This window comes from Eubacteriaceae bacterium ES3, from assembly GCA_030586155.1.
In the GTDB taxonomy this organism is placed as follows: domain Bacteria; phylum Bacillota; class Clostridia; order Eubacteriales; family Eubacteriaceae; genus Acetobacterium.
Genome location: CP130741.1, coordinates 1,175,223 through 1,194,987, shown reverse-complemented (window position 1 = coordinate 1,194,987; position 19,765 = coordinate 1,175,223). Strand labels below are relative to the sequence as shown.

The 19,765-nt window shown below is 37.3% G+C and carries 16 protein-coding genes; 4 read left to right on the top strand and 12 right to left on the bottom strand.

The genetic code is table 11. From position 1 onward, the window contains the following. Positions 1–11 precede the first annotated feature (11 nt). From Q5O24_05455 to Q5O24_05430, 6 genes are all read right to left on the bottom strand, one after another. Positions 12–503, bottom strand: a complete 492-nt coding sequence (locus Q5O24_05455) for a prolyl-tRNA synthetase associated domain-containing protein (GenBank protein ID WKY48764.1) — start codon at positions 501–503, stop codon at positions 12–14. Between the two features lie 12 nt (positions 504–515). Next, entirely contained in the window at positions 516–2,333 is a 1,818-nt protein-coding gene (locus Q5O24_05450; protein WKY48763.1) for an ASKHA domain-containing protein, read from the bottom strand. A 142-nt stretch (positions 2,334–2,475) separates the two neighbouring features. Further along, entirely contained in the window at positions 2,476–3,825 is a 1,350-nt protein-coding gene (locus Q5O24_05445) for a uroporphyrinogen decarboxylase family protein (protein WKY48762.1), read from the bottom strand. Positions 3,826–3,839: 14 nt separating this feature from the next. Next, positions 3,840–5,849: a hydantoinase/oxoprolinase family protein gene (locus Q5O24_05440; GenBank protein ID WKY48761.1), complete on the bottom strand. Its 2,010-nt coding sequence runs from the start codon at positions 5,847–5,849 to the stop codon at positions 3,840–3,842. A gap of 102 nt (positions 5,850–5,951) precedes the next feature. Then, positions 5,952–7,421 carry a trimethylamine methyltransferase family protein gene (locus Q5O24_05435; protein ID WKY48760.1) on the bottom strand — a complete coding sequence of 490 codons (1,470 nt, stop codon included), beginning with the start codon at positions 7,419–7,421 and terminating at the stop codon, positions 5,952–5,954. 29 nt (positions 7,422–7,450) lie between these two features. Continuing rightward, positions 7,451–8,089, bottom strand: a complete 639-nt coding sequence (locus Q5O24_05430) for a corrinoid protein (GenBank protein WKY48759.1) — start codon at positions 8,087–8,089, stop codon at positions 7,451–7,453. Between the two features lie 454 nt (positions 8,090–8,543). Between Q5O24_05430 and Q5O24_05425 the strand changes: the two genes are divergently transcribed. Next, entirely contained in the window at positions 8,544–9,755 is a 1,212-nt protein-coding gene (locus tag Q5O24_05425; protein ID WKY48758.1) for an IS256 family transposase, read from the top strand. 103 nt (positions 9,756–9,858) lie between these two features. On the opposite strand, the gene Q5O24_05420 is transcribed toward Q5O24_05425, so the two are convergent. From Q5O24_05420 to Q5O24_05405, 4 genes are all read right to left on the bottom strand, one after another. After that, entirely contained in the window at positions 9,859–11,460 is a 1,602-nt protein-coding gene (locus Q5O24_05420; GenBank protein WKY48757.1) for a BCCT family transporter, read from the bottom strand. A gap of 44 nt (positions 11,461–11,504) precedes the next feature. Further along, entirely contained in the window at positions 11,505–12,971 is a 1,467-nt protein-coding gene (locus Q5O24_05415; protein ID WKY48756.1) for a trimethylamine methyltransferase family protein, read from the bottom strand. A gap of 198 nt (positions 12,972–13,169) precedes the next feature. Further along, positions 13,170–14,639, bottom strand: coding sequence for a trimethylamine methyltransferase family protein (locus tag Q5O24_05410; GenBank protein WKY48755.1), 1,470 nt, complete (start codon positions 14,637–14,639; stop codon positions 13,170–13,172). Between the two features lie 23 nt (positions 14,640–14,662). Further along, complete coding sequence (locus tag Q5O24_05405) at positions 14,663–15,301, bottom strand: corrinoid protein (GenBank protein WKY48754.1); 639 nt, start codon at positions 15,299–15,301, stop codon at positions 14,663–14,665. Positions 15,302–15,796: 495 nt separating this feature from the next. Here Q5O24_05405 and Q5O24_05400 point away from each other — a divergent pair, with 495 nt between their 5' ends. From Q5O24_05400 to Q5O24_05390, 3 genes are all read left to right on the top strand, one after another. Then, positions 15,797–16,504 carry a helix-turn-helix transcriptional regulator gene (locus tag Q5O24_05400; protein ID WKY48753.1) on the top strand — a complete coding sequence of 236 codons (708 nt, stop codon included), beginning with the start codon at positions 15,797–15,799 and terminating at the stop codon, positions 16,502–16,504. 87 nt (positions 16,505–16,591) lie between these two features. Continuing rightward, positions 16,592–17,290 carry a hypothetical protein gene (locus Q5O24_05395; GenBank protein WKY48752.1) on the top strand — a complete coding sequence of 233 codons (699 nt, stop codon included), beginning with the start codon at positions 16,592–16,594 and terminating at the stop codon, positions 17,288–17,290. A gap of 17 nt (positions 17,291–17,307) precedes the next feature. Next, positions 17,308–18,063 (top strand): 4'-phosphopantetheinyl transferase superfamily protein, encoded by a 756-nt coding sequence (locus Q5O24_05390; protein ID WKY48751.1) that lies wholly within the window; start codon positions 17,308–17,310, stop codon positions 18,061–18,063. A 35-nt stretch (positions 18,064–18,098) separates the two neighbouring features. On the opposite strand, the gene Q5O24_05385 is transcribed toward Q5O24_05390, so the two are convergent. Together Q5O24_05385 and Q5O24_05380 are read right to left on the bottom strand one after the other, a co-directional pair. After that, complete coding sequence (locus Q5O24_05385) at positions 18,099–19,307, bottom strand: cation:proton antiporter (protein ID WKY48750.1); 1,209 nt, start codon at positions 19,305–19,307, stop codon at positions 18,099–18,101. Further along, positions 19,297–19,650, bottom strand: coding sequence for a hypothetical protein (locus Q5O24_05380; protein ID WKY48749.1), 354 nt, complete (start codon positions 19,648–19,650; stop codon positions 19,297–19,299). The genes Q5O24_05385 and Q5O24_05380 overlap by 11 nt, the downstream gene beginning before the upstream one ends. Positions 19,651–19,765: the final 115 nt, after the last annotated feature.

Sequence of the window (19,765 nt, the reverse complement as noted above, 5' to 3'; positions counted from 1 at the left end):
CCGTTCTATGATTAAAGTGTAATAAATTTAACCGATTGGCTACATTGATCCAAGTACTTTTTCAAATCAGCTGAAGAAAAAGAGATAGTTTTTGTATTATCATTTGGGTGACAATTAATAGAATCTTCTTTCATAATTGCCTGATCGATAATTACTTCTACCTGATTCTTAGTGTCATTCAATGTGCCAAAAACCGAAACTGCACCTGTTTCAACACCCAGGTGTTTCATTAATCTCTCAGCTGATGCAAAACTTAAATTGCTGACATCGATTTTTTTTCCAAATTCTTTGATATTAATCTGTCGTGATTCGTCAGTAACCAACAAAAAGTGGCGGTTACCTTTTTTGTTTCTAAGAAACAAATTTTTACAGTGAACACCTGATAAATCAGTAATATAGTTCTCCAGTTCTTCACATGTATAAACTGGTGGATGTTCTACTACCGAATACTTGATGTCCAGTTCATCCAACTTATTTAATACTTTTTCTGAATTTTCGCTCATTTTTTATCCTTTCTAAAAACACATGGCATTCATATACTCATCCTGAAATGATGGACTGGCTGATAACTCTATATGTTTTACAAACTTTGAAAGAAACTCTGCTTCTTTTCTGACCTTTTCTGACAATAATGCCATACTAGCTCCAGTCCCGGCAGCATTTCCTACGCTGATCAGTTTCTTTAAACCAATATCTGGAAGAAGTCCGATTGTGACAGCATTTTTCTTATCAATATAGTTACCAAAAGCCCCAGCAATAAGCACTCTATCAATTTGGCTTGTTTCAATGCCTTCTTCTTTTAATAACGTCTGCATTCCAGCCATAATGGCAGCTTTAGCCAATTGTACTTCTCTAACGTCACTTTGCGTAAGAATAATTGTTCGACCATTATTCTGGTATAGTTCGAAAGCCATACCGTCATCTGCCTGAATTAAACGATTTGTTATCATTTCTGGTAAATTTTTTAATTTACATTCTTCCTGAGAAATCATTTTACCATTTTTGCCAATGATTTCAAGTTCAATCAGCACAGAAACAGCATCGATTAATCCAGAACCACATATCCCAACCGGCTCTGCATTTTCGATGGTTTGAACCACAATATCGCCTCTTTGATATGATACTTTTTCAATGGCACCTTTTGCCGCTCGCATCCCATGACGAATACACGCGCCTTCAAAAGCTGGACCAGCTGCAGTGGAACAAGTTGAAATGCTTCCTTCGTTAGCCAGATAAACCTCGCCGTTTGTACCAATATCTACAGCCAGCGTTATACCTGGTAAATTTTTTACATTTGTAGCCAGCATCCCAGCAACAATATCAGCACCAACATGACCGGCAATATTGGGCAAGAAATAAACATTTGCCAGCGGATTTACCTGTAAATCCAGGTCGGCAGCTATATTATTAACGCCTTGACAATAAACTGGAACGAAAGGTGTTTTAGCCAAAGATTCTGGGTCCACTGCCTCAAATAAATGGCTCATAGTCGTATTACCCACTACTGTTACATCATATATACAATTCGGATCAAAATCGTTTTTTAATGCAAACATCTGAATCATTTCGTTAAAGCATTGAATAATTCGCTTCTGTAAAAATGTAAGATTTTCCTCACTTTCGCGGGTAAACTGAATACGCGAAATTACATCAGCACCAAAATTGCTTTGTGGATTTGTCCGGGATTCTACATCAACCATTTCTCCTGAATGGAGGTTATAAAGCATTCCAACAACTGTAGTTGTTCCAATATCCAAAGCCAGGCCGAAATGTTTTTCTTCTGTATTACCATCTTCAACCGCGATTAAGCGGTGGTCTTTGACAACCGCAGTAATTTCAGCCTTTTTAGGTTTCAATGACTTAGACACAGTTGATAAAAGCTTCGGCTCTACAATTAATTCAGAAATATTTAGAGCTTCTGCTAGACGTTTTACATCACTTTTCTGATTTTTCATCGAAGCCTTTTTTATCTTGACATATTGTTTGCTAATCTTAATATCCTGTTTAAAATGCTCTGGCAGTTTTGTCAGTTCTTTCTTGCGATTTCCCTCTCCGGCCAGATTAGGAACTAAAACCGTTAAATCACTGCTGACCATTAGTTTGCAGGCTAACCTGAAACCTGCCTCTACTTCTTCGACAGTCAATGCTTTTTTTTCTGACTGGCTGAGTTCTGGGAGATTTCCATCTATGATTTGAACTTTGCACTTACCGCAAGTACCAGCTCCATGACAAGCGGCATTAATTAATACTCCCGCTTGTGATGCAGCCTCGAGTAAATTGATGGAGTCGGAAAATGTTACAGATTTTTCATCGGGTTTAAATACTATCTTCATTTTTTCTCCTCTGACATCCCCTTAAATTTACGCAAACTCAATTTCTTCAAAAAATGCAAAAAACCTGCATAACAGTTATATTTTTTCAGCAGCGAAAGACTTTGCTTTCGCTGCTGATCTATAAATTTAAAGGGGGTATAAATTAAGCTAATTCTTTAATAGCCGCAATCAATTCTTCACGAGCTGGAATAATTGACGACCATCGGCATTTACCGTTGATATAAATTGAAGGAAGATGCTCAACTCCCATTTTTTGAGTTCTGGCTATATCTTCTTTGATACAGTATTTGTACTCAGCTACATCAAAAAGGTCACTCATATCAGCATGAACTTCCATAACAGCATTAACCATATAAGTACAAGCCGCGCATGTCTCTGCATCCAGCGTGAAAAGTTCAACAAATGGTTTAGTCAGATTATCGTAATCTGGCAACTCAATATCCATTAAAGCACCTGCAGATTCATGATTCTTAACCATTTCTCGTGATTCATCAGTATGTTTAATGGCCTGAACACAAGCGATAGTGTTATCAACTGGAATTTTGAATGGCATATCACAGCCTGGGCTGATAATCAGATTATGATGATCGATGTTATCCATCATATCTACAACATATTTCATGTTGTCTAACTGGCTACCAAACAACATTACTGTTGTAAGTGGAATATTACCACAAATAGTAACATTATATTTATCTGTAATTTCTTTAGCCTTTTTAATATCAACATTTTCATCGATAGAAATACCATCAGCATGACAACGAGCCATTACATCCATCTGATTTGTAGCATCTCCACATACAAACATACAGCTAAGTGCATCCTGATTTCTGATGTAATCAAAAATTGCCTGGAATGGCTCAAGGAAATGAGCTTCAATTGCTTTTGGCGATACCTGGCTGATTAGCGGATCAACGACAGCGATAACGTCCATGCCAGCATCAATATAATACTGAGCCATTGCCATATTTACTTCAGCACAGAAGTTAACCAGCTCTTTAACGTATTCAGGATCTGAGATGATATCCATGAAAAAGTCAGTTCCACGTAAATGTGAAGCCAGTGTTACTGGTCCACAGATCAGACCGTATAAAGCAGTGTCATCACCAATTGCTTCTTTAACGCGTTTAGCAGTTTCAATAACCATTGGAATACGGCCATCTGTTGCCTTTGGAATTTTGCACTTACATGGCACTTCCTTTGTTTTTCTTAGCGGATGTTTAACTACTGATGGTGGGTTTTCATCAGCCCAGAATAATTTACATCCTAAAATTTCTGCTTCAATCTGTAAATCGAATACGATTGGCATACCATCTGGTGAATAAAGTTTATGTACGTTCATTAAAGCATCAAAAAGTTTATCGCCATCAGTCAAAATATCAGTTGCGGTGTAACCTTTCATGAATGCTGCATGTACACCAGTAAACGGTACCCAAGCTACCTCGTCAGTTTTTTCATGTCTTAATGTTTTTAATACAGTTTCTTTTCCCATAGTATCCTCCACATTTATTGTGATAATTTTAAACTGCCGCTGGCAACAGCCAACAGCTTATACCCCATAAAGAGCGGCCCAAACTCCGTCTCTACAATAATCTCTTCATCTTTTAAATCAATTTTTAGCGCTTCTTCATCTGCACCTCGACTTACGGCTTCTATTCGAGCTTTTTCAGCTCCAAGTTCCCGAGCATACGCTTTAGCATCCTCTATATCATTGATTGCTTTACGCTCACCACCACCATATACAATGTAATTGTCATTTTCCTGATTATATTGAATTTCAATAGTAATCGTTGCCGAAACCTTACCAATAATAGCTCCAAGTGCATTTGCAACTTTGGAATATTCAGATGCATAAGATTTAGTTCCCAGCATCTCTGCCACATCTTTTAAGAAAATGTGTGTAGGTGCCCCAACTCCGATTAATACTGCTGGAGTTGATAACTGGCAACCAAAGAATTGATTACTTGACTCTCCGTTTTTAGCTCGTTCGTAATTATCATTAATCATCCTCTCCAATTGAGATCCTAACCCTTCTTCTCTAATTTCGGGGAAAGCATCCTCAATCATAATCCGAACAAGATTAAAGTAAAGTTTCCGCTTCACTTCATCATAGATCATATCTCCCAGAGTATTCATGTCTGTTCCTAATGATCGAGCCATAATTTTAAGTCCGTATTCTGAAGCCTCTGTATCATAATGGCTGAAATCGCCTTTTATATGCATGACATCTGTTGGGGTTACTCCAACTCGAATCAAAATACCTTCTCTGACCATACGTTCAATACTAGATCTTAGAACCAGAGTTTCAAGTTTTTTGCCAAGATTTTCAAGACTTAATGGATTTTGATATAGAGCATTTGCAATTTCAATTTCTTTTGCAGAATAGGCAGGGTTATCAGAAATGTTCTTTACTCCTAAAAAAATATACTTTTGTTCATTTTGGTGAATAACGCCGCTTTCTTCTTCTTTTTTTAGGGACTTAATCATTTCTGGATATTTATGTGCTGCAATACACAATGGCATAACTTTTTCATTCTCTAACTGGAGTTTATCTTCTACAACGATGACACCGCTGTCTCCACCCAGGGCAAATGTATCAACAAACAGCCCTTTTACAAAAGTATCCCATTTGCCAATTCGCACTCCAGATTCCACCCTTTTAGGATTTCCTTCTTTTACAAAGGCAATATCAGTGGTGGTTCCTCCCATATCGACAACCATAGCATTTTCTTCATTTGCCAGCTCGATGGCTCCCATAACACTGGCAACAGGCCCACATAACAGTGTTTCAACCGGTCTGGTAGCTGTGAATTTTTCAGTCATCAAACTTCCATCACTACGAACAATGACAAAAGGTGCTTTAATTTCTCTTTTTTCAAGTGCTTTTTCCACTGATTTCAGAAAATCTTCTATAACCGGAATCAATCGAGCATTTAGTAAGGCACTGGCACCTCTTTTTACAATATTATTCTCAGAGAAAAGTTCATATCCACAAACTGAAGGAATATTTAACTTATCGCCTATCATTTTTTGTGCGGTTTTTTCGAAATTAGCGCCGGTTTTCTTTGCATACATTTCTACAATTCCAACCGCATCGCAGGATCCAAATCTATCCAGTAAATTATCATCGAAATGTTCCCAATCTGGTGCTTCAACAATTTTTCCGGTTGGTTTAGTTTTACTGTTTAAAAAACAGAGACTGTCATCCATATTAAGACCATACTGACTACCAACTTTTGATACGGTATTAGGATCAATTCCAAATAATGCAAGTTTTGCCCGACCACCTTTATTTTCAACACAGGCATTCGTAGCCAGGGTGGTTGAAAGGGCAATTACTTCTGCCTGATCGACATAATCTCTCGGCAATTTGTCAAGGGCTTTTCCAATCCCAATGGATAAATCTTCTTTTGTCGTTAACGTTTTTCCATATGCTATAATTTCCTGGTTTTCTACATGGTAAACGACGGCATCCGTACAAGTTCCTCCAGTATCAATTCCTATTCCAATTTTCATACTTTGTTCCTCTATTTCTGTACTGAATGCTAAAAAAGCCGATAAAGGTCGTGACAAGATATAAGGCACGTCCTTGTACCGGCTTCTAGTTAGTATTTTTTATTATTTTTTAGATTGTTCTGCTGCTTTTTTATCAGCTGCATCAAGAATAGCCTGGATTGCATCGTCCTGTTCTTTAGTTAATGGTTTTGGTACATAGTTTTCAATGATATCTTTTGTTCTTGCTTTTACTCGTTCTTCATAAGTAGTAGAACCAGCATTCTGCCAACCCACGAAATCAGCTCGATCAGTCAGGTCTGGTTTCCACATTTCTTTGTTGTATTTTAAGGTGTGTGGTTCACTTAAATAGTGTCCTTTAGGACCTACAGCTTTAATAACATCCATAGCCATATGTTCTTTGTCCATAACAACACCATCAAAGATTCGTCGCATCTGGCTGATTGTTTCATTAGCTGATACTAATAGTTCAAAGGAGAAGGTTAAACCATAGTTTAAGTATCCAACATCATGGTTCAGGTTAACGCCTGCATAACCGATTGAGAAGATAAATTCAGATGCTTCCATAGTAGCCTGAGCATCAAATACTTTAGATCCAGAACAGCCAGTGAATCCCCACGTTGGCAGTTCATATAAGTCACGAGCAATCTGAGCTAATGTAATATTGTTAACCATAGCTTCTGGTGAACAGTAAGTAGGCTGCATACATTTTAAGTCCATGTTGTACATTCCGCCACCAAATACAATTGGTGAACCTGGGTGAGCTAACTGATGGATAACTAACCCAGCAAGACACTCAGCATTACCCTGAATAAGAGCACCAGCGTTGGTAATTGGACCTGTAGCACCTGGCATCATACAAGGAGAATAGTTAGTAGGAATCTGATTTTCTGAACAGTAAATCAGTTTATCAACTGCTTCAAAAGTATGGATCAGCGGAGAGTTTGGTTCGTTGTACATCAGGAATAACGGTTTTCTAGCCAGTTCTTCTAAGCTTCCTCGAATAGCAACGGCCATATCAGTAATGTTACTGATTGACTCACGATCTGCTGCTGTAACTACCTGAGGTTTAGTAGAGTTTCTAACCATGATTGAATATTCATGCTCATATGAAGTTACAGGGTAATCATACATCAAACCACAGCACATCAGGAAGTCCATTTGTGGCAGAGCATCAATGATTTTAGCACCGTGAATCATATCTTCAGTTGTAAAGTTTCGGTGTTCGCCTGTGTATACATCTAATAATGTAGGACAGTCAGAACCTGTTCCAAAGTAAGCTTTACGTCCGCCCAGATCCATTGCAATATCACCATCTCGGTCATAAACATGAATATGAGATGGAGCCTGTTTAACAGCCCATTCAACTAAACCATGAGGGAAAAATACTTTTTTTCCTTTAACAGTACATCCTGCTTTTTTAAGCATTTCTCGAGCACCTTCATGCTGGATGATGCTTCCTACTTCTTGAAGAATTTCAAGTGTAGATGTATGGATTTCTTTCATTTCATCTACTGTTAAAAATTTAAGTGGTGAACCACATTTCAATTCATTATTATAATTAGTACGATCCATTCTATTCTCCTTTAATTAATATTGATATATTAAGCTTGTACAAGTTTTTTACACATTTCAACTGCAGATGGTGCATTTGTAGTATAACCGTCAGCACCAATCTGATCAGCAAAGATCTGATTAACTGGAGCACCACCGATTAATACTTTAACACGATCTCGAAGACCAGCTTCTTCTAAGGCTTCAATTGTTTCCTGCATTGCATACATTGTTGTTGTAAGCATTGCTGACATTCCTACGATTGTTACATCATCATTTTCCTGAACTGCTTCAACAATTTCATCAGGTTCGATATCCATACCCAAGTCAATTACTTCAAATCCAGCACTTTCTAACAGCAGTACAACAAGATTCTTTCCGATATCGTGCATATCTCCTTCAACTGTACAAAAGATTGCTTTTCCTAATACTTTAACATCGCCCGATGCCAATAATGGTTTGATTTTCTCAACACCCATTTTCATTGCTTTTGAAGCAATTAACAATTCTGGAACATATACTTCACCCAGTCTGAATTTTTCACCTAATGCATTGATAGGATCAATCAATCCAGCGTTTAAGATATCCATTGGTGCGTTGCCTTCTTCGACTGCTGCATCTACTGCTGCCAGCACATCATCAATTCTTCCTTCTTCTACAATAACTGCTAATTCCTTAATTTTCGACATCTCTTTTTCTCCTTTTATTTAAGCTAATGATCAAAATATAAAAAGAAGCCCAAATCACAGTGTGTGAATTAGACTTCTTTGTCTTTTCCAATTGACTTGGAACAACTCTTTAGGTTGAGCTTATTTTACATGGTTTTCCCCATCCATGCAAATTGATAATATTTCATTTTGCGAAACTATGTTAATTCGTTGTTTCTCCACAGTGTTCTATATGGGCTTTTTATCTTTTATTTTTAATTCTTGTCTGAGTTATTAAAAAACTTTCAAATTTTTGTATATTTTAAAGAAACTTTTAGTTTTGTATTTAAATTGCATATGTTAAATTATAATACGTTTATCACCGTAAAAAAGTCCGATAAAGTCCGTATAATGGTGTAAAAAGAAAATGAGCCAAGAGCTCAAACCTCGGTTAAAATAAAAGTACCACCCAATACCTAATCGAGGAGATGAACAAATGGCTCAATTAAATATTACACTGGACACAGAACTTTTGCACGGACTTTTTACAAAAGATTCCCGGGATGAGGCTTTTTCAAAGCTTCTGGAAACAATTCTTAACCAGGTGCTTGTAGCGCAATCGGCTGAGCAACTTGGTGCTGAACGCTATGAGCGATGCGAGGATCGGACAGCTTACCGTAACGGTTTTAGGGATCGTGAATTAACAACGCGAATCGGTGGTATCACCCTGCGGATCCCTCGTCATCGTAACGGCGAATTCAGCACGACGATGTTTCAGCGCTACCAGCGGAGCGAGCAGGCTCTGATGCTGGCAATGATCGAAATGGTCATTAATGGGGTTTCAACCCGCAAAATCGAAAACATTACAGAAGAACTTTGTGGCCAGAGCTTTTCAAAATCAACAGTTTCAAAGCTGTGTGAAAATCTGGATCCGGTAGTAAACGGTTTTCGTAACCGAACGCTTGAAAAGCATTATCCATTTATAATTGTGGATGCTTTATATCTCAAAGTTCGCGAAGACAGCAGAGTCCGGTCAAAAGGTCTATTGGTAGCAACCGCAGTCAACGAAAATGGCAATCGTGAAGTAATTGGTTTTCAGCTGAATGATACCGAAACAGAATCAAGCTGGGGAGATTTTTTTCAAAATCTCAAAGAGCGTGGTCTGACAGCCGTTGATCTGATAGTATCCGATAATCACAAAGGACTTGTAAATGCGATTAAAAAACATTTTCAGGGATCCACCTGGCAGAGATGCCAGACACATTTCTCAAGAAATGTACTGGATAAAACGCCCAAAAATCAGCAGTCCGAATTGAAATCCTATCTGAAACGCATCTACAATGCAGTAAATATTGAAGATGCCCGCAACCTGCTGAAAGACACACTGAGACATTTTGAATCCAAAGCACCAAAAGCGATTGAAATACTCGAAGAAGGTTTTGATGATGTGATGGCTGTAATGAGTCTTCCTGAGAAATACCGGAAAAGACTGCGCACAACCAACAGTATCGAACGACTCAACGAGGAAATCAGGCGTCGTGATCGCGTGATCCGCATTTATCCCAACGAAAAATCGGTTATCCGTTTACTGGGTGCGCTGCTTATGGAACAGGATGAAAAATGGTCTTCCGGCAGAAAATATCTGGATATGCAGGATTACTATGAATTTTTAAAAGAACAGACGGCTGCTGTTTCATCAGCAGCCTAGTTAAACCCACCGAGGTTTTTACACACTATTTTGGACTTGACTAAAAAGTCCAGCTTAGCTGGACTTAAATAAATCAAGAGTGTTTTATAAAGACAATTAAAAATTAATTCTCTTCCATTACCATTGATGCTTCAAAATCAGAAAGTTCTTCAGTTTTTTCTTTTTTAGAACCACCGCTTCCAAAGTCACTTACAATTTCAACACCAGGTTCATAGCCTGAGTCAGTTGTAACCAGTTTGAAAAGTCCAACCATTGCACCCAGCATTACAAATGCAAACGGGAAAGCTCCAACAATTGAAATACTTTGTAACATCGATAATCCATTTTCTGTTCCTACCAGCAGTACAAGTGCCAGAGCTGATTCCAGAAGACCCCAGATAACTTTAATTCGATTGCTGGGATTCAGGTTTCCATCAGAACTGAATACGCCGAGTACAAAAGTTGCTGAATCGGCTGAAGTAATAAAGAATGTACATACTAATACTAATGTAATCAGCGAAAGCAGTGTTCCTAATGGATAATGACTGAATACTACAAAACAAGCTGTAGACGTGGTTTGAATCGCTTCGGCTGCAACATCCGATCCTAAATTCATTCCTAATGCTCCAAAAATACCAAACCAGACAAAAGTAAGCAGTGCTGGTACTAATAAAACACCACCAACGAATTCACGAATGGTTCTACCTTTAGAAATTCGGGCAATAAACGAACCGACAAATGGAGCCCAGGCAATCCACCATGCCCAATAGAAAACTGTCCAGCCTCCATACCATGATGCATTTTCTCCAAAAGCACCAATAGCAAATGTTTCACCGACTATTGACTGGAAATAATTACCAATTCCTTCTGTCATATAACCTAAGATCATTACTTTTGGTCCAACGATAAATGCGATTGCAACAATTGCTGCTGCCAGAATCATATTGGTGTTTGAAAGAATTTTAATTCCTTTACCAATACCAGATACTGCCGAAAGAATAAAGAGACATGTAACAATAAGAATAATTGCAACCTGAACACCTTTAGACTCTGGGATCCCAAACAGATAATTTAGACCACTGTTAATCTGCATAGTTCCTAAACCAAGCGAAGTTGCTACACCGGCTACAGTAGCAAAAATTGCCAGAATATCAATCAGTTTACCAAACCAGCCATCTACCAATTTTTGGCCTACTACAGGAATGAAAATACTTGAAATCTGTCCTTTTTTGTTTTTTCTAAACTGCATAAATGCCAGTGCTAAAGCCATGATAGCAAAACAGGCCCATGGGTGAAGTCCCCAATGCAGGAATGATTTTTCGATGGCAAACTCAGCAGCTGCACTTGTTCCAGGTTCTGCACCTAATGGGGCCATAAAATGATTCAGAGGTTCTGCTACCCCCCAGAAAATCAGACCAATTCCCATACCAGCTGAAAACAGCATGGCAAACCATGATGTTGTGCTATATTCTGGTTTTGAGTCATCAGCACCAAGTTTGATGTTTCCGTATTTAGATAACCCTATCCAAATACTGAAAACTAAAAAGCCTCCGACCGAAGCGGTATAAAACCATCCAAAATCACCAGTTAGTACAGCAAATAAATAATTTCCAATTTCTTCAAAACTACCCGGTGAAATAACACCCCATGCAACAATAGCCAATGTGATAAGCAGCCCAAAGATCAGCACGGGATTCCAACTTTTTGTTTCTCCTTGTGAATTCATTATAACCCTCCTAAATTATTGTTCCTCACTCTTGATATATAAACCTAATTTTTTTTCTGTCTCTTCATTCTAGCTAGTGATTCTTTATAAATGTCATCTAATTTATTAATTGTTTCTGGCGCCAGTTTTTCCGGTTGATGCGATTCCAGTATTTCTGAAACTCTGACTTTAATACGTTCAGACATTTTTGTGAATTTAACTTCCGGATCAAAAATGGCATGATCAAACAATGTTGATTCCCATACTTCTTTAAAATGTTTTAAAGTATGCAATTCAGTTATATAAGTCCCACCAGCACCAACCTGGTCAATCAGATCCAGGGCAAGTGTTTCCTCATTAATTTCCATTCCAGCTCGTACTCTTCGAGCATAAGAGATAATTTCATTGCTCATAACAATCTGTTCCAGAGCAGCTGACATAGCACCTTCTATAAAACCAGCATCATGAATCAGGTTTGCTCCATTTAAACAGGATGTAAGACTTGTCATAGAACCTTCAATGGCTGCTTGTTCATCCACAAATTTTGAATCTGTAATGTTAGCAGTTCCCCAAATTGGTAAATTCAAATAGTGCAACACATCATAGCAAGCGCCATTACCTAAACAAAATTCCGGACTACCATAGCAGACATTAACTGGTTTCATATCAACACTCAAGTTGATAACACCACCTACATAAACGCAACCTTCATTAACCAACTGACTAATAACCAGTCCAGTTAAAATTTCTGCCAATCCAAGTACAACAGAACCAGCCAGGGTTACAGGTGATAATGTTCCCAGTTGCGAATCTGATAAATAGATTGCCGGAATATTATTTTTGCAACAATATAAAAGTTTTTCCAGTGAATCTTTGGGGTGCTGCAACGGTGTAACTGGATCACCAACGTAAATAGCCACAAAAGGTTTTTCCTTATATGCTTCAACACTACCGGCAACAGCACCGCACATTTCAACTATTTCTTCAATACCTTCAGGTGAATTTCCCCAGCCAACAATTGGTTTTGTGGTATTTTCAAGCATCATTTTCATTTCCAGGACTTCAGCATTATTAGCTGGTCCATCATTCGAACCTGAAAGCGACATGACAAAGTCAATGTTTGAAAGATAATCTGCAACGATCATGCAATTCTTTGTATCGTCAGAAACAGATGTTCGTCTTTCCTGGGTTTCGAAATCACAAAAATATGGATTAGTTGGTCCAAGACCATAATAACTGTTATTTCCGCCAACTTCTAAAGCTGGTTCTCCATTACGATTATAAAAAGTAAAGGAACTTGGTGCCGTTTCAATAGCTTTTTTAACCAATTCTCTAGGAATTGTTACTTTTTTCCCGTCAACCGGACATCCAGCTTGTTTTAGAATCTCCAATGTTTCTGGATCTCCAATAATCTGTGCTGTTCTTTCCATCACATCAAGTGTTGCTGAAATAATCGTTTCACATTCACTTTCTGTAATAGTTGTATAACGGGCTTTATTTTCTTCATAGTATGATTTTATGCCTTCAATCAATAGTCTTTCTCCTCTCAACAAACGGTAAACAAAACATTCTCTTACACTTATTTTACTAAAGAACAGCTCTCAGTTTTCTGTGTTTGCTGTCGGCTGTTCTCTAGTATTTGAATTATTAACTTTTATCTATCTCAAATTGCTTGTCATTAAGCTATCTATTAATATACAAATCAATTAGACCAGCAATTTGTAAATTATCTAGACTAAGCCTAACTCTTTTTCTTTATTATCAGCAGCATCTAAGATCGCAACAATCTGATCATCAAGTTCTTTAGGCAGTGTATTCAGCTCGCCATTTTCGATGATATCTCTAACCATTTCATTGGCACGCTGTCCCATGGTTTTTGATCCCAGATCATGCCATCTATCATATTCATTTCGATCTTCGATTGGTGATTCCCACATTTCAGAATTGAATTTTCGAGTCGAAAGTTGTCCTAAATAGTGTCCTTTTGGACCTACTTCTTTCATATCATCCATGCAAAGATATTCTTTAGTTAAATTAATTCCGTCAAATAAACGTCTAACGCGACCGATAGAATCATTCATCATAACTGCTAAGTCTAAAGAATATGCCAATCCAAAGGCAGTATATCCAACATCGTGAATAACATTAGCACCTGACATCCCTGCCATAGTGATGTACTGAGTTCCTTCAAGTACAGCCTGTTCATCAGCCAGTTTAGAACTGGTACAACCAGCGGTTCCCCAAGTTGGAAGTCTGTAGAAATCACAACCCATTTCTGACATAGCCAGTGATTCCATCATTGTGTCTGGTGATGCATAGGTTGGCTGTAAACTTTTCATATCCATATTGGTGATAATTGCCCCATATAAGAAAGGTGCACCTGGTCTTGTTACCTGTGCGATAACTAGTCCAGCTAAACATTCTGCATTGGCCTGGATTAAAGCGCCCGCTGGAGTGATTGGTCCTGTTGCTCCATTCATTGGAATAGGTGCATATAAAACAGGAAGATTATTTTCTGCCATATACATTACCTTTTCAACCGAATCTTTAGTACAAACCATTGGAGAAGTTGGTTCACAGTAAAGTATAAACATCGGTTTTTTAATCAGTTCTTCTTTAGAGCCTCTGACAACTGACGCCATTTCCACTACGTTCTGTGTAGACTCAAGATCAGCAGTAATAACGACCTGAGGTTTTGAACTGTAACGGATCATTGCAGCATATTCATGTTCGAAAGAAGTTTTAGGATGTCCATACACCTGGCACATTGACATCATGTAATCAATATAAGGAAGCGCATCTGCAACTTTTACACAATTTTTGTTATCTTCTTCATTCGTTAATCGAACTTCCCCAGTAAAACTGTCTACAATATTGGGACAAGCTGAACCAACGCCGTAATAAGAATTTTTTCCACTGACGTCCATCGCGAAATCTCCATTTCGATCATATAAGAGAATTCGTGAAGGAGCCTGATTAATCGCCCATTCTACGACTGAAGGCGGCATAGAAACGCGTTTTTTCTTAACAATACATCCAGCTTCTTTTAATTTTTCTATAGCACCTTTATGCTGAACTTCCACACCTACATCCTGAAGTAATTCCAAAGTTAAGCTATGAATTTTTTCCATTTCATCGCGAGTCAAAAAGTTAATACCTTTGGCTCCCATAAATCTCTCGGTCGTATGTTTTTTTATCATTGATGGTCCTCCTACAACTCTAACTATGCAACAACAAGTTTTTTACACATTTCAACTGCAGATGGTGCATTTGTAGTATAACCGTCAGCACCAATCTGATCTGCGAAGATCTGATTAACTGGAGCACCACCGATTAATACTTTAACACGATCTCGAAGACCAGCTTCTTCTAAAGCTTCAATTGTTTCCTGCATTGCATACATTGTTGTTGTAAGCATTGCTGACATTCCTACGATTGTTACATCGTCATTTTCCTGAACTGCTTCTACTATTTCGTCAGGTTCAATATCCATGCCTAAATCAATTACTTCGAATCCAGCACTTTCTAAAAGCAATACAACAAGGTTCTTTCCAATATCGTGCATATCTCCTTCAACTGTACAAAAGATTGCTTTTCCTAATACTTTAACATCGCCCGATGCCAATAGTGGTTTGATTTTCTCAACACCCATTTTCATTGCTTTTGAGGCAATTAACAGTTCTGGAACATATACCTCACCCAGTCTGAATTTTTCACCCAATGCATTGATAGGATCAATCAATCCAGCATTTAAGATATCCATTGGTGCGTTGCCTTCTTCAACTGCTGCATCTACTGCTGCCAGCACATCATCAATTCTTCCTTCTTCTACAATAACTGCTAATTCTTTGATTTTTGACATGTTCTTTTCTCCTTAAAACTGATTTCATTTTGATCATCGCTTATTCATATTTGTACTAAATCGCAATTTTACTTATTGATAAATAAAAAGTCCATGACTGATTATTTATCAATCATAGACCTCATTGTCCACATAATTGCTATTTAAATACTTATCAAACGATAAAAGACGCCACTAAATTACTTAGTGACGTCTTTGTCGTTAATTTAACAAAATTTTATAACAAATATTAAAAAGTGTCAATTTGTGCGAGTTTCTTATTGTGAACTTTGTTTCCTTTATAGTTTCATATCAATATTTTTATTGTAATTTATGCTAATTATTTTCAAATGTTTTACTATACCATTAAGGTATTTCAGTGAATTGTCGATTTTAACGAATCTTTTGAAGTTTTTTTCATCTTGTTCAACATTTTAAGTTCTTGACATCTCATCGTATTGTGTATACAATGTTCATAAATTAACAGTTTAAGATGTTAGCAGGAGGCGTATTTCAATGGAGTCAATTTCATTATATGTAGGGAAAAAAATAAAATTTTATCGAAAGCAACTGCACTTGTCCATTGCACAGTTATCAGAACGTATCAGTAAAAGCAAATCTACCGTATCAAAATATGAGAATGGTCAAATTGCTATGGACCTGGAGACACTTTATGATATTGCTCAGGCTTTGAATGTAAATATTCAACAACTGATCGATATTCAGTCAAGTGTTCCAGCTCCCGTCTTAGCTTCAAATTTACCGTTTGGTGGGAACAGACAAATGCACCTTTATTTTTATGATGGTCGTAAGCGTAGGATTGTTAAGTCCTTTTTGACTATATTACCCGATCCGGTTAATGACACTTTGGTTTGTCATTTTTATATGGATATTCCGTCGTTTGACAACTATGAGAAATGTTCATTTTATTATCTCGGCCAGGTTGAAAACTACGATCTGGTAACTTATGTCCACTTAATTAATCAAGCTAATCCTATAGAACAGATGCGTTTTTGTATCGTAAATTCTCTTCACTATCATTCAAGTTACTGGGGCTTGATGTTTGGTATTTCATATCGCCCAATCGCACCATTTACGCTTAAATTCCTGATGTCATCAACACCTTTAGAACCTGAGGAACTTACTAAAGAAATGCTTTTAATGACCGCCGATGAGATAAAAACAATCAAATCCCTTAATATGTTTATTCTTGATACCATGTAATGAAATTGTTTCTTTATAATACAATTTTTATTATACATTATCTAAAGAAAACAGCCAAATCTAACTATTTTTTTGAAAGGAAGCTCTATGTTAACTCAACCTCGTCAACAACTGAATATACCCTTTGATGAATTGACTGAAGTCAATTCATTTTTTAAACGCCATACCAATATTGATATCTCTAATATTCCCCCTAAATACGGAAACGACATCCTGGAAACACGCAATCTGATGATGGAATCTTTAACAATTGAATCACTTTACCAGTTCTTTGAAATTTCCGATATCATTGACGATACTGTTCATATTTCTTCAAATATCATGCTTTCAGGAAAAATGCCACCTAAAATTCTTAGAGGAGCCAGTCATTGTTTATGCTTTGTTGCAACAATTAATGGATTCGATGAGCAACTTAAATCAATAGATGGCTCAATGAAACAATATTTTTTTGATATTTGGGGAACTTCTTTTATTGAAAATGCAAGTTTATGGTTAAAAGAGCGTCTTGGACTAGAACTTCAGAAAAATAGTCTTTTTCACTCTCCAGTCTGGAATCCTGGACAGCATCAGTTTGAACTCATTAATCAGCGACCTATTTTTAAACTTCTTTCACCATCTGATATTGGTCTTGAACTAACCTCTCACCTAAAAATGGTTCCTGTTAAAAGTGTTTCAGGAATTATGGGAATTTATGATCATGCTGATTTCGAAGTCCTCATTCCTTGCGATTTCTGTAAACTTGGTAAAACCTGTCCGGCAAGTAAAACTGGATGTTCAAATGCTTAGTCTTTTAAATCGTTGCTATGAATGATAAGTTTATTACTGCTACTTTGTTAAATCCGAAATTAAGAAGCTTTGATATCAGTGAGTCAAAAAAAAACAATGGTCAGGAAGTAAGTTACAATCCTGACCATTGTCATGTAATAATCTTGAACAGTGCTGTTTTTCATCAAGATATAATTTTCAATCGTTATTATAAACATCTTCCTTTTAGCAGACAGAAAAAAATTGAGCACTTCCGTTTTCGAAAAGACAAAAACACATCTTTAGCAGCAGGTATTCTCCTTCATCATATTTTATCCATTGAAAATTACAGTGAGTCCGATCTTTCTTATACTCAATACGGTAAGCCTTATTTAATATCCCCTTCTGGACTTCATTTCAATCTTTCACATACTCACAACCTGGCAGTAATTGCTTTTTATACTTCTACAATTGGTGTTGACGTCGAAGCCGTTCAGCATGCTGATTTTGAGATTGCCAAAACTTATTTTTCTGAAGAAGAAAAAGAATGCATTCGTGAGGCTAAAGACTCAAATGAACAATTTTATAATTATTGGGTATTAAAAGAAAGTTATCTAAAAGCTCGTGGAACAGGTTTAAATGCGCCGCTAAACTCATTTAGTATCAGAAAAAGTGAATCGCTAATAGAAGTTTTAGAAAATAACCTAATAGAACCCTATTTCTTTGAGTTAAAACAATTTGAAAATTTTCGGCTGGCAGTCTGTATTAAAGAACAGTTACCACCTATTTCTTATCATGAATTATCAGTCATTTAAAAGTCTAAATCAGAGAATCTGATTAAGACTTTTTTTTATGAATGTGCCTGCCTTGGTACCCCTTTATTTTCCAATTGAATTTCACCAGCTTTTATAAGTGATTGTTTTGCCACGACTGGTCCTATTAAGGAGTAAATAAATGTTGAGCACAAAACAATAACTTGAATCTGATTTGCATAATCCGGAACCACCTGTGATGCCGCTACAATAAGCCCTAGGGCCACGCCAGCTTGCGGCATTAAAGTCGGACCAAGATATCGGCAGGTATTCTGATCCTGGCCTGTTAACCGACCACCAATATATGCTCCAGTAATTTTACCAATCACTCTTGCTACTACATAAAGAATACCAATTAAGCCAATACTTGAAAGTGCCGACACCTGAAAACCAGCTCCTGAAACCACAAAAAACAGCATAAACACTGGAGGTGTGAACTCTTCCGTAATTTTAACCAACTGATCAATCTGGGCACGATAAATGTTTGCCATCGTTGCACCTAGAGCCATACAAGAAAGCAGTGAAGATCCATACAGCGAATCAGATACCCAGTAAGCCAGCAAAATTGAAGCGATTGAAATACTTAGTTGGTTTGAAGGCTTCTTAAACCATCTGAAAATCAGCTTCATCAGAAACCCTACCAATATTCCAACAACCAAAGAAATTAACAGTTCATAAACTGGGGTCAAAATCGAAATAAACAAATTTCCAGATTGTGTCGAAGACATCATATTAACAAGGGTTGAGGCAAACCCAAATGCAATTAGAGCAACTGCATCGTCTACTGCCACCACACTCATCAACATTGATGTCAATGGCCCTTTTGCCCGATACTGTTTAATGACCATAATCGTCTGTGCCGGCGCTGTCGCAGCCGCAATCGCACCCAGCATAATTGCAAGTTTTATGTCAAATCCAAAAACAGTGACAGCAATAATCACAAAAACGACTGCCGTTATGGCTTCAAAAATAGCAATAATAATCGGGGCAGGTCCAACTTTTTTAAAGTAATTAAAATCGAACTGACTCCCCACAGAAAACGCAATAAAGCCTAGAGCAATATCTGAAATAACACCAAACCCTTCCACCATATAGGACGGAATAAAGTTTAAAAAAGACGGCCCTAAAATTAGTCCTGCAACCAAATACCCCGTTACATTGGGCATTTTAAAAAACTTTACTATTCTTCCAAAGATAATCCCAGCAAAAAGCATCAAAAAAACTTCAAAAATAATATTACTCTGCAAAACAAGATACTCCTTTCACGAAATCCAATGGGACAGTAAAAACAATACCTGAATCGGGAGTATCCAAAGGGGCAATCGTTTCTTCAATAACGTCTATGACCTGTTTAACCTGTTCATTCTGAACAACCATGAATACTACATTGCTTTTAACCCGATCTAAACTAAAAAAGTCTCTGAGGGAACTAAGAAACTGGATTTCTTCATCATCATGCCGACTATTCAAATAACGGGCCATACCCGTCGCTTCGATAACCGTCGCACCACAAAGTTTACGGTTTCCAAGTTCTGTCAGCAGTACATCCAGTTTATCGGTCCGACTAAGAACATAAAAAAGTAATTTCATATTTATCCTCCTTATTGAATAATTATATTTGGCATTCATTTTGTTAAACATAGTTACAGATACTACTTTTTTTCAAGTCTTCATCAAACAGTGAATAGACTACGATTTAAGTTTT